This window comes from Enterobacter cloacae complex sp. 2024EL-00227, assembly GCF_043945315.1.
Lineage (GTDB): Bacteria > Pseudomonadota > Gammaproteobacteria > Enterobacterales > Enterobacteriaceae > Enterobacter > Enterobacter roggenkampii.
In genome coordinates this window covers 1-11192 of the sequence record NZ_JBIMQP010000036.1, presented here as the reverse complement: position 1 = coordinate 11192, position 11192 = coordinate 1, and the positions used below count along the sequence as shown (strand labels likewise).

Below are 11192 nucleotides of genomic sequence, written 5' to 3'. Positions count from 1 at the left end.
TGAATATGGAAAGAGTTTTTACCCAGATCGATACCAATGAGCGCAATGTTTTCCATGATAGTTCTCCGAATGAAAGCCTGTCCTCAGCATAGTACCGGGAAGGAGGGAGTGACCATCTCATTAAATAATCCTGACAGCACACCAGAGTCTCAACCGACCGACGTGGAAACCGTTAATCTGGAGATGGCTTTTAAAACGGCTGCACCTGACACCCCGGTAGTAATGTCATCTGACACCACCGGGACCGCTGACCCTGAAACTGAAAATAACATGGCGGCTGCCGAAACATTAAACCCTGCAGAAGAAAGCCAGGACACGTATCTGACTATTCCGTTTAAATATGGGTCAGTCATTTACAATACAGACCTGAACCGCCTGCAGGTTAAATTCAGTAACCGCCCTGAAAAAGGAAGTGATGAATACAGGGTAATGAAGCTTCTCAGTGAGCAGGGGCGTTTTTCTTTCGCCCCATCCCAGGACAGACGATGGGTACGCCGTCTTACTGATAAATCAGCGATCGCAGCTGCCGGGATACTCCAGGTTGAACTACCTTTGCCATCTGTTGTTTGTCTGGTCGCCACAGAAAGCGTTCCGCCGGCGCCAGATACATCCGCTAAGCTGCAAACAGATATGTTCACCGAAGTACAGTCGGCCGACCCCCAGAGAAAACTGACTGACGAAGAAATTGCAGCGATGGAAATTACTGCGAATGAACTCTTTTCAAGACAGCAGGAAGGTAACTGTTCGGATCTGCATTTGTTTGATTCAGTCCGGCAACTGGCAGAAGCAGGGAGCATGGAAGGGAAATATTTGCTGTCATTCTGCTATTTCGACGGTATCGGTGTTCAAGCTGATCCGACAACTGCAATTGACCTGTTGCACGCAGCTGCTGAAGGTGGCCATGATGAGGCCCGCTATAAAGTCGGGGAGCTTTTTGAAACCGGCATGTATGGCCATACTGTGGACTTAAAGCAGGCCGCCCACTATTACTCCCTCTCGGACCCCGATTTTAGTAGCCCGGCACGTGAACGTGTTAACCGGCTTTTGTCAGAACAGAAGTTATCTGTGATGAGCGGCTTTAGCGAAATTCTGGCAGAAAACGAGAAGCAATCAGGTTCAGAAGAGAGGTTCTTCAGCAGAATGAACCTTCTATACGAGAAGGTGGCGGATGCTCAGGTCCAAAAAGAAAACGTGGCAAATGAACTGGAACATATGAAAGAAAATGCGCCAGTGTTCACAATAGCTGGCCAGGTTTACGATCCGGTTAATGCATCTCTTTCAGATTTACATGCCATGAACAGCCATATCATGAGCACAATACGTGACGCTGTAACAATGCGTAAGGAACAAGGAAGGCCAATTGAACAGATTGCCGGCAGTTACCAGGGGATGCAAATTAGCGTGAGATCAGTCGAGAATGAAATGCGATTTACGCTCACGGGTAAACGTAACTGGTCTCCTGAGGAACTGGTCTATCGCAAAGGTGAGCGAGAGAAGTTTGTGTTACCTGAATTTATAGAACAAATTCAAAAATTCACAGTGTCTCTTAAAGATGAACTCCACAGATGTGAAGAAACTCTTGCCGACCTTAATGAAAAGTGTCGGTCTGAAAAGGAGAAATTCGAGACCCTTAGACAAAGGGAGCTTGAATCAAAGAAGCAAGAACTGGCGACTCCGCCACAAACGGAAATGAATGGCATCCCAAAGGGAATTCGTAACAGATTACACTGATTATGATCAGGGACGGTACATCCGCTTTTGAAAGAACACGATGTGCCGTTTGCTAATCAGTGAACGTAGCTTAAAAAAAACGCCGCATTATGCGGCGTTTGTCTTTCATAGACCCTGCAACGTTTTTACTCGCCGATCTTCGACCAGGTATCACGCAGACCCACGGTACGGTTAAATACCGGTTTTTCTGCCGTGCTGTAACGGCTGTCCAGGCAGAAGTAACCTTCACGTTCGAACTGGAACGCTTTGCCCGCTTCAGCAGCTTTCAGGGACGGCTCAGCGTAGCCCTGTTTAATCACCAGAGATTCCGGGTTAATGGTTGCCAGGAAGTCTTCCGCAGCACCCGGGTTGGGCACGCTGAACAGGCGATCGTACAGGCGAATCTCAACCGGCAGCGCGTGGTGTGCACTCACCCAATGAATAACGCCTTTCACCTTGCGACCGTCGGCCGGGTCTTTGCTCAGAGTCTCGGCGTCGTAAGAACAGAAGATGGTAGTGATGTTCCCTTCCGCATCTTTTTCCACGCGCTCGGCTTTGATGACGTAAGCATTACGCAGACGCACTTCTTTACCCAGCACCAGACGCTTGTACTGCTTGTTGGCTTCTTCGCGGAAGTCAGCGCGGTCAATCCAGATCTCGCCGCTGAACGGCACGTCACGGCTTCCCATTTCCGGCTTGTTCGGATGGTTAGGCATGGAGACCAGTTCGCTCTCGCCCTGCGGATAGTTCTCTATGACCAGCTTCACCGGATCGATAACGGCCATCGCGCGCGGAGCGTTTTCGTTGAGATCTTCGCGAATGCAGGATTCCAGAGACGCCATCTCAATGGTGTTGTCCTGCTTGGTGACGCCGATACGCTTGCAGAACTCGCGAATGGAGGCAGAGGTGTAGCCGCGGCGGCGCAGACCCGAGATGGTCGGCATACGCGGGTCGTCCCAGCCCTCAACGTGCTTGTCGGTGACCAGCAGATTCAGCTTACGCTTGGACATCACGGTGTATTCCAGGTTCAGACGAGAGAACTCGTACTGACGCGGATGCACCGGAATGGAGATGTTATCCAGCACCCAGTCGTACAGACGGCGGTTGTCCTGGAACTCCAGCGTACACAGCGAGTGGGTGATGCCTTCCAGCGCATCGCTGATGCAGTGGGTGAAGTCGTACATCGGGTAGATGCACCACTTGTTGCCGGTCTGGTGGTGTTCTGCGAACTTGATGCGGTACAGCACCGGATCGCGCATCACGATGAACGGCGATGCCATGTCGATTTTGGCACGCAGACAGGCTTTGCCTTCTTCGAAGCCACCGGCGCGCATTTTTTCGAACAGCGCCAGGTTCTCTTCCACGCTGCGATCGCGGAACGGGCTGTTTTTGCCCGGCGCGGTCAGCGTACCACGGTACTCACGGATCTCATCTGCAGACAGTTCGTCAACATACGCCAGACCTTTGTTGATAAGCTCTACCGCATAGGCGTACAGCTGATCGAAATAGTCAGAGGAGTAGCAGATATCGCCAGACCAGTTGAAGCCCAGCCATTGCACGTCGTTCTTAATGGACTCAACGTATTCGATGTCTTCTTTTACTGGGTTGGTGTCATCGAAACGCAGGTTGCACTGTCCCCGGTAGTCCTGGGCAATTCCAAAGTTCAGGCAGATAGATTTTGCATGCCCGATGTGCAGGTAGCCGTTCGGCTCCGGCGGGAAACGGGTATGAATTGTGGTGTGCTTACCACTGGCCAGATCTTCATCGATGATCTGACGGATAAAGTTGCTCGGGCGGGCTTCTGCCTCACTCATCACGGATTCCTTAAAGCATAAACAACGTATAACGACGTATGATCTTATAAGCCGGACGCAGTGACAACCACTAAAATGCCAAAGCGTAGAAAAGATGGGATTTGCTACATCCTAGCAGCTGCATACTGACATAAACCCGTGAATGACCCATGGTAGGTTAAAAATTAACGCGCACCATATAAACTGCTATATATCAATAACTTAGGTGCGCTTAACGTGCATTATGTTAAACGTAGAAAATGCTGGAAGACAGTCGATCTTCCAGAAATCGTAAGCCTACGCACACAACCGAATCACTGGAATGCAACCTATCAGCTTCTGGTGACACCATGCTCACGTAACAGGAGCTCAGCTATTTTATCATGCTCAACAGAGGGGTGATCGGACACGACGGAATGATGCGTCACGGCCGTTAATCTTCAGACTGTATTTCCCGGATGCTCTTTAAATCAAGACGGTTTGCACTCCAGACGCCGCTTCCGACCGCGGCGCCGGTGGTCTTTCTAAAGCGCAGGCCGCATTCACTGACCCACTGGGTGGCGGTTGCCCGCAGCCTGACTTCTCGGGGCTGGTAGCATTCTGTAATGATCCCCACGTGCGTCATTGTCTTCCGTTTTTTCTTTTCAGTGACCTGAGTGGCGGCATCTGACGAATCGACCTCCGCTCCGGCGCGGTACTGAGGCAAGATATCCGTAGATATCAGCTGAGGCATCCGGCTGTGTTTCCCATCCTGTTCTGACGCAGCAAGCAAGTTGTCCGCAGTGGCTTTAAGCCAGCCATACAGTATATGGCCTTCGTGAGGAATGACATCCAGGGTCACTTTACGCGTGGTGATTGAGCCTTTAAGATGGCGAACCTTCCGCAGCAAGGAGCTTATCTGCCCGCAAGACTCTATCGGCTCTGCCACAACCCAATCTTTATACTCTTCAAATTGATCGAGGGTCAGGTCGATGTATTCACCGTCTAGTGCGACTATGACGTGACCGTGGATATCAGCATCCTCATTCCACTGCATGGCGATGACATAAGGGAACAGAGTCTTGTCATGGTCTTTGAGATACTTCACAAGAGCCTGACTCGCCAGTTCACAGCAACCGAGCGGAAATGCCCCCAACTCCTTATGCCAGGCAAAGGGCACCGGTTCACTGGCTCGCTCACCCGCAGCCAGCTCCAGTGCGCGGCGGAAGGCCTGGACTCTCAGCTCAATTTCAGGTGTCATAATGCCTGTTCTCCTCACAAATATCTGATCGCGTCTTTGACTGCTGCGCGATATATGGCTGTCGATTCAAAGTGTCTCTCAGGTCTGGCGGTGTGGTAAAGTCAAAATTAATTGGATTTAGGCGACATTTTATCCATATGAATGCCGCTTTCGTGTTTTTCACTCATAGATATAAATTTATTATTCAGATCTTCTCTTTCAAAGCTGACATGAATATTCTTCTCTTTAGCAACCCTGAGAACATTTTCGATAAATGTTTCATCTCCGTTTAGTGTCAAAGGCCGATATCCATTTTTTTCAAGGGCCAGCCTGATAGCGAGTTCAATAGCTTCATCATTTTGTTTCTGCACAACTGACACCCACTCGCGGGAATCAATAACTGCTTCTTTGTTATTAATTAGATAAGAGACAGAACCATTGTTCTTGACTGCATAAGTTACTTTATCCAGCAATACCGTGATGGAGTCAGCCTGTGACTCGAAGTAATTGCTATCTGGTTTTGTTGTCTGCCGTTTCGATGCTTTCCGTAGCTCCTCGAGGGCATGGCGATCGCCTTCATCAGCAAGAATTCGGAGATATTCCAGAAAGCGATTGTAAGTTGAAAGGGACTCTTTCAAAAGAGCACGTTCTTCTTTCTGTTGTTCCTGCAAAACCTGCCTGGCCCTGAGCTTCTGGAGACGAAGAGCCGCAACATTGCTCTTTTTTTCATTCAAGGTCAGGGTGTTATCCTTCCAAACCTCAGACGATTTTTGTCGGAAAGATTTATTTAGCACGGTTCGCTGCCGGGCATGATTTTCTTTGAGTTCTTTCCAGCCAGCGCCATAAGGATTTTGCTCTCTGTCCCACTCTTTAAACTGATGCCAGTAGCTACGCGATGGAGCAATGAAGTCATTGGTAACTTCTTTGCGGATCTGACGGGCATATTCAATTTTTAAGTATTCACCTGCCTCCTGCCAGTTGAGGTTAAGTTCTTTTGTCAGGAAGTCGTTTACGCTGTAAGAGCGGGAACCGCAACGTATGCGGTCCTCCCCATTTCTGGACTTTGTCACTGAGTACTTAGCTGTATCGAGCCCGTGGGAATGCTGCAGACTTTTAAGCAATTGGTGACCATTCATCCTTGACCGAATCAACTGCCAATCCGCTTCTCCAGTTGCGGCTTTCTCAATGAGCCTTTCAGCAACGTCAGACCTTACAGATTCAAGATAGTTATCACTACTGCGGTTTATGTCATTAAACGTGTATCGAACTTCTGCTTCGTGTTGTGCGTGCCAGTCACCGGTGATTACTCTCCGCCCTCCTCTACCTGCATCAGCTCGGTCAATTGGGTATCGCACAGAATCGGAAATTCCGGACTCCCCACCATCCATGACCACAGATTGGTTACTTTGCAAAAGCAACCTGGTTTGTTTGTAGAGGGAAGAATCCAGTTGCCCGAACTGCAGTTGGCGCACGCTATACTGGGAAAGTTTTTGTGTTTCTTGATTGTTGAGTCGAAATAGCCCTGTTCCATCATTGCGTAAAATGCTGGATTTCTGACTACCTTTTTTTCTTCTGACATTATATTTCTCCTTCATTTTTTCAATAAGTAGATTTTGAATATTAATGTCCCGTGCACCAGAAAAAACGGGAACTTGATTCTTTTGAGTTTTATTCACAGATAACAGATTACAAATAACATCCTGTTTTTCATTATCGGATAATTTTTTATACTTCTTAAACTCCTTAGAGTTTGGGTGAAAGTGTTTTATTTCATGGCTACGACGATTTAACCATTCAGTTAATAGTTTCTCATCGCGTTCAAAATCCTGCTGTTTCTTCTCATCATCGCGACGGCCTGAGCTTGATGTAATGAAACTTAATTTTTCATCATATGGTAAATCAATAAAGTCTTTGGTGAATACATAGTCCTTAAGATTAACGCCTTTAACATGCCCTTCTGGAGTAACATTGAGATACTGTTTTTCACCTGGATTTCTGACTTTTACTTTCCCAAGCGCATCAAGTTTGGAAATAAACTTCGTGTAATCAAGATCTTTATCGGAAAGTACTTCAGTCAACAAATTTTCTTTGAAATTCCTAACATCCGATTTAAAAAAATCACCTTTATACTTTGATATAAAATCACTTATATCCGTAACATTAAATCTACGATTGTCTCTTGGGCTTTCTAACCCATAGCGATAGTTGATAGACTCCTGAATGGCTTCAACATACTTCTCATTATGAGGATAATAACCTAATGGATTGAGATACGAACCGTCAACAAGATTCACCTTCGGTATTATAACGTGAATATGTGGTTTCCTGTCTTCCATTTCGCCCGTTTTCTCGTTCAGGACTCTTTTAATTTTTGGTATATGCGCCTCGGCATAGAATGCATACTCGTCCTCGTTATACGCATTCATAAGGCTATTTTTAAAATCCTCAACTACTGTTTTAAGTACTTCCTCTGATATATAATCTTCTTTGAAAGGAAGTGCTATATGCAGATAACGGTCATCACCGGTATCAGGCATAGCGTTAACAATCGCATCCGTTATATCAAGATCACCGGAAAGTATCAGGCGCTTATCAAGATCATCACGGTGTAAATGATTTCCATTCTTTTGCCCTGTGCGAAGGTAGTTAGCGAAACCACTATTATATCCGCGAACACGAACAAGCATTCTTATTTCCTTTGTGACTTTGCGGTCTCTAAAAGAGCAGACACCTTTGATAGGACTGTTTCGACCAGGGCGTCTGAAATCAACCCAGCCTGGTTAGCGATATTTAAGGCATGTGCAATCTGGTTGCAGTTATTGGCAATATTGCTCAGTAAACGAAGACTTTCCCGCATATCACCTGTAACAGGAGCTGGAACAATGATCTCAGTCCGATCTGTCATAACGCATTCACGGAAGAAATCCGATTTAGATAACCCACTTTTCGCAAGGCGGAGTTCATACTCATTCTTGGTCGCAAGGGTTACCCTGAATGCAACTCTTTCTGTTAGTTTTTCGCTTTCAGTCTTGGTTGGCCTTGCCATCTCTCTACCCTAAATTAACGTGAGTTAATGGTGTTGATTTCAGGAGCGTCAGCTCCGGGTTTCAAAGGGGCACCCTTTGGCGCGGGTCATGTGAGAAAAAACGTAGTTTTTGTCGAACATGACGAACGTGCCTGTGTTTTAAGGTCTGACGGCCCTTAAGGCACTGTTTACAGGTGCTAACGCAGTTAAAGCGCATTGCCCCGCATTATTCGCGCATTTCTCGCGCTCCCTCAGCGCATGGTTGCGCATTCACGCGCAGCGTTAGTGCAGGCTACCGCAGAACCTTGCATTGCCTTGCAGGAGCACGCTGTTACTCGCATTACCTTGCATCTGTCATGCAGCACAAACGCAGCATAAAAATAATCTTGCAAGATTGATTTTTTATCGATTATCGCATAGCATTCAAAAAAATTACAACTAATGCGTATTATCTGGAATGCAAAAAGTAAACAGCAGCAATGTAAATTCTGTTTCTGGGGAACAGATAAACAACGAAGAAAAGCTTGCTGAATACATGCAAGCCAATCAGCCGAAAGGGCACAGATTTTCAAAACTGGATCCTGTTAAGCCATACATTTTGTTATTGCATAGAGATGGTTACTCTCACGATCAGATTGCCGCATTCATGAAGATCATTGGCATAACCGCTCATAGCACCACGGTTGGAAGGTACATCCGTAAGTTGAGTTCAGATGAGATAGCTAAAAGTGAGAATGAAGTCGAAAAACCTAAACTTGCTGGAAATACTTTACATCCCAAGCAACCTACGTCCTCACAGCCCAATGCGCTAGCGAATCTGGATGACCTTTCGCGACCGACAGAAAAAACAGCGAAGTACACCCCCTATCAAAGCAACGCAGGAAATAAAGAATGAAAACTTCATTTAAAAAACAAATACATTTTATCATTCAGGGAAAAGGTGGATGCGGTAAATCGCTTCTGGCTTTGATTCTAGGTATGTATTTTAAAATCAATAAAAAGAAGAAGTGCGCGTTTTATGACATCGATCAGGTTAATACCACCTTTACTCAGTACGAAAATCTCGATGTTAAACACCTTCGAATCACTGAGGTTGATAATCTCAATGAGATAAATCCACGCCTGCTTGATGATGTCGTACAAAAAATCATTGATACTGATGCCGAGGTTGTTGTTGTTGATACGGGTTCAAATACTTTCCTGAACCTTCTAAACTATCTTGTACAGAATCAGATATTTGATATTTTTTATGGTATGGATTTTTCTGTGTATATCCACACCGTTATTGTTGGGTCAGGAGATTACAACGACACACTTAATGGCGCGAAAGCTATCATTGAAAATCTGAGTATCCCAGTGATTATCTGGGTCAACGAATACTTTGGACCGGCAATTGAAAAGCTAAAGAACTCTGAACTCAACAGTGATTCCTACGAACATAAACAGAGCATTCTCGCATATATGCTTCTTACTAAACCAAATGAGAAATTACTGGGTCAGGATTTGGTTCTAATGATAACCAACAGACTTACCTTACAGGAGGTTGAATCCAGTGAGATTTTTAGCTTTGTCTCTCGCATCAGGATTAAAAAACATTTTGCAGACGTATTTGCAAAACTTGATGCCATTAAATTTTAATGCGAAAGAAGCACGGAGTAATAATGAATAGCGTCTTTGATAATTTTGACTTGTTTTGTGAAGAAATTTACAAAGAGTTTAAAATAGATGTTCGGGGTGGTGAGTCTGAATACAAAATTCTCGGCTATATGGTTTATACCGCTGTAAAAAAAGCCTATGAGGAAAACTCGTTACGCATGGAAGAAACTGAGAAGAAAATTAATAGCTTTCTTCTTCAGTTTGATGAGCTGGGCACCGGGGTCAGAAAAGCACTCATTTCATCTGTTCAACTCATAGCTGATGCACTGGATAAGAAGTACGAAAGCATTGCTCATTTAAAGGATGAGGTTCAGTCAGACATTCTGAAACAAGCTCAGCAGGAGCTGGAAAACATGGCTGCCCGAATTCTGAAAAATGAGCTGAGTAAAAACGGTCTGACTCTTAACCAACAGCTTAATTCTACGATAAAAGCACTTTCAGGAGCTTCTGATGAGGCGATCAACAATGCAGAGATGGTTGGCCAGAGAGTGAAGAAGTCGCTCTCTGGTACATTGTTCCGCCTGTTCCTGCTTCCAATGGCTGGCACATTTACAGCCATTCTTTTGATACTGATACTCCAGAGTGTGGGAGTCCTGTCGTTACCAGTTCAGGTTCATATTGACGCGGGAGCTCTGGCTGCTCAGCTCAAGTCGGTTATGAGGTAGCGGCATGAAAGCATTTGCCCTTTGTCTTTTCATCTTTATGCTCGTGCCGGCAGCGGGTCAGGCATATTGCTTTAAGGAAGCCGGGGAAGCAATGAAAGTGGACCCTCTCCTGCTTCTCGCGTTTGCGATACAGGAAAGCCACCTGAACAGTAACGCGATCGGAGTTAACAAACCAGACACCAAAGGCTCGATTACCTATGACTACGGGTTGATGCAGATTAACAGCCGCAACGTTGATTCTATCTTCAGACACTTTGGGATAGATAAGAATGTTTTACTGCGCAACCCATGCATCAACGTCTATGCCGGAGCGTATATTGTACGTCGTAACTTTGATCAGTACGGCGTCAACTGGTTCTCTGTGGGTGCTTACAATGCCGGCGTTAAACAGACCCCAGAACAGGAAAGAAAGCGGCAGAAGTATGCAAAGCAAGTACGTGCTATCTACATGAAGCTGCAGGAGATGGATCGCGTAAGAAAAATCGATCTGTAGCTCAACAGGCTGTAATCGAAACATGCAGAATTTGCAGATTTTGTTAGTGATACTTTCATTCAGGAACGAAGATGACTGGATTTGAATTACGCCTTTGGCGCCGTGGATTTGACTGGAGTCAGGAGCGCGCAGCAGAAGAACTGGGGATTTCAGTACGAAGCTACATTACATATGAATCCCATGAACCTCCCAGGATAATTGCTCTCGCTGCTCTGGCCCTCGAAAAGAAAGTAAACGGAAGATCAGACACAGATTTCCTGAAATGGCGACAGGAGCATAAACTGACACAAACAAACGCGGCTAAGATGCTCGGTGTATCTCTACGTTGCTACATCGATTACGAAAAGATTAAGGCACCATATTTTGCCTGCTTGGCTATCCATGCTTTGGAAGGTGCGAACAAGTTCCTGATATGAGATCATCATATTCATCCGGAGCGCATCCCAGAGGGACATCATGAGCCATCAACTCACCTTCGCCGATAGTGGGGTCCGCCTGGAAAACGAATCTATGGTCACTCCCGTTTTTGCAACACCGATTTTGACGACAAGTTGGCTTGCTTGAATCTATCCGGCGTCTGAATGGGATTTTATTCCCGCGCCTTGATGAGTTCCGCGCCTGATGAACCTCC

At 46.0% G+C, this 11192-nt stretch carries 10 protein-coding genes; 6 read left to right on the top strand and 4 right to left on the bottom strand.

Going from position 1 to position 11192, the window contains the following annotated elements; genetic code table 11:
• Positions 1 to 108 precede the first annotated feature (108 nt).
• A complete protein-coding gene (locus tag ACHH0Z_RS24985; protein WP_395149607.1) occupies positions 109 to 1731 on the top strand; it encodes a tetratricopeptide repeat protein in 1623 nt (540 codons plus the stop codon).
• A 125-nt stretch (positions 1732 to 1856) separates the two neighbouring features.
• Here the strand turns inward: ACHH0Z_RS24985 and glnS are convergent, their stop codons facing one another.
• From glnS to ACHH0Z_RS24965, 4 genes are all read right to left on the bottom strand, one after another.
• Positions 1857 to 3524: a glutamine--tRNA ligase gene (gene glnS, locus ACHH0Z_RS24980; protein ID WP_045336875.1), complete on the bottom strand. Its 1668-nt coding sequence runs from the start codon at positions 3522 to 3524 to the stop codon at positions 1857 to 1859.
• 412 nt (positions 3525 to 3936) lie between these two features.
• Positions 3937 to 4743 (bottom strand): hypothetical protein, encoded by an 807-nt coding sequence (locus ACHH0Z_RS24975; RefSeq protein ID WP_052672935.1) that lies wholly within the window; start codon positions 4741 to 4743, stop codon positions 3937 to 3939.
• 107 nt (positions 4744 to 4850) lie between these two features.
• Entirely contained in the window at positions 4851 to 7409 is a 2559-nt protein-coding gene (locus ACHH0Z_RS24970; protein WP_045409459.1) for an LPD7 domain-containing protein, read from the bottom strand.
• 2 nt (positions 7410 to 7411) lie between these two features.
• A complete protein-coding gene (locus ACHH0Z_RS24965) occupies positions 7412 to 7768 on the bottom strand; it encodes a plasmid mobilization protein (protein ID WP_045336870.1) in 357 nt (118 codons plus the stop codon).
• Positions 7769 to 8204: 436 nt separating this feature from the next.
• Between ACHH0Z_RS24965 and ACHH0Z_RS24960 the strand changes: the two genes are divergently transcribed.
• The 5 genes from ACHH0Z_RS24960 to ACHH0Z_RS24940 all read left to right on the top strand — a co-directional run bounded on the left by ACHH0Z_RS24960 (position 8205) and on the right by ACHH0Z_RS24940 (position 10977).
• Entirely contained in the window at positions 8205 to 8642 is a 438-nt protein-coding gene (locus ACHH0Z_RS24960) for a hypothetical protein (protein WP_045336868.1), read from the top strand.
• Positions 8639 to 9385, top strand: a complete 747-nt coding sequence (locus ACHH0Z_RS24955; RefSeq protein WP_045336866.1) for a hypothetical protein — start codon at positions 8639 to 8641, stop codon at positions 9383 to 9385. The genes ACHH0Z_RS24960 and ACHH0Z_RS24955 overlap by 4 nt, the downstream gene beginning before the upstream one ends.
• Positions 9386 to 9408: 23 nt before the next feature.
• The gene (locus ACHH0Z_RS24950; protein ID WP_045336864.1) at positions 9409 to 10068 is read left to right on the top strand and encodes a hypothetical protein; all 660 of its coding nucleotides are present in this window, start codon (positions 9409 to 9411) and stop codon (positions 10066 to 10068) included.
• A 4-nt stretch (positions 10069 to 10072) separates the two neighbouring features.
• On the top strand, positions 10073 to 10561 hold the full coding sequence (locus tag ACHH0Z_RS24945; protein ID WP_045336862.1) for a lytic transglycosylase domain-containing protein: 489 nt from the start codon (positions 10073 to 10075) through the stop codon (positions 10559 to 10561).
• 71 nt (positions 10562 to 10632) lie between these two features.
• Positions 10633 to 10977: a helix-turn-helix transcriptional regulator gene (locus ACHH0Z_RS24940; protein ID WP_045336860.1), complete on the top strand. Its 345-nt coding sequence runs from the start codon at positions 10633 to 10635 to the stop codon at positions 10975 to 10977.
• Positions 10978 to 11192: the final 215 nt, after the last annotated feature.

Bases quoted from the DNA above. Each gene is read 5' to 3' on its own strand.
- glnS (WP_045336875.1), bottom strand. From the start codon at position 3,524: ATGAGTGAGGCAGAAGCCCGCCCGAGCAACTTTATCCGTCAGATCATC.
- ACHH0Z_RS24975 (WP_052672935.1), bottom strand. From the start codon at position 4,743: ATGACACCTGAAATTGAGCTGAGAGTCCAGGCCTTCCGCCGCGCACTG.
- ACHH0Z_RS24970 (WP_045409459.1), bottom strand. From the start codon at position 7,409: ATGCTTGTTCGTGTTCGCGGATATAATAGTGGTTTCGCTAACTACCTT.
- ACHH0Z_RS24965 (WP_045336870.1), bottom strand. From the start codon at position 7,768: ATGGCAAGGCCAACCAAGACTGAAAGCGAAAAACTAACAGAAAGAGTT.
- ACHH0Z_RS24960 (WP_045336868.1), top strand. From the start codon at position 8,205: ATGCAAAAAGTAAACAGCAGCAATGTAAATTCTGTTTCTGGGGAACAG.
- ACHH0Z_RS24955 (WP_045336866.1), top strand. From the start codon at position 8,639: ATGAAAACTTCATTTAAAAAACAAATACATTTTATCATTCAGGGAAAA.
- ACHH0Z_RS24950 (WP_045336864.1), top strand. From the start codon at position 9,409: ATGAATAGCGTCTTTGATAATTTTGACTTGTTTTGTGAAGAAATTTAC.
- ACHH0Z_RS24945 (WP_045336862.1), top strand. From the start codon at position 10,073: ATGAAAGCATTTGCCCTTTGTCTTTTCATCTTTATGCTCGTGCCGGCA.
- ACHH0Z_RS24940 (WP_045336860.1), top strand. From the start codon at position 10,633: ATGACTGGATTTGAATTACGCCTTTGGCGCCGTGGATTTGACTGGAGT.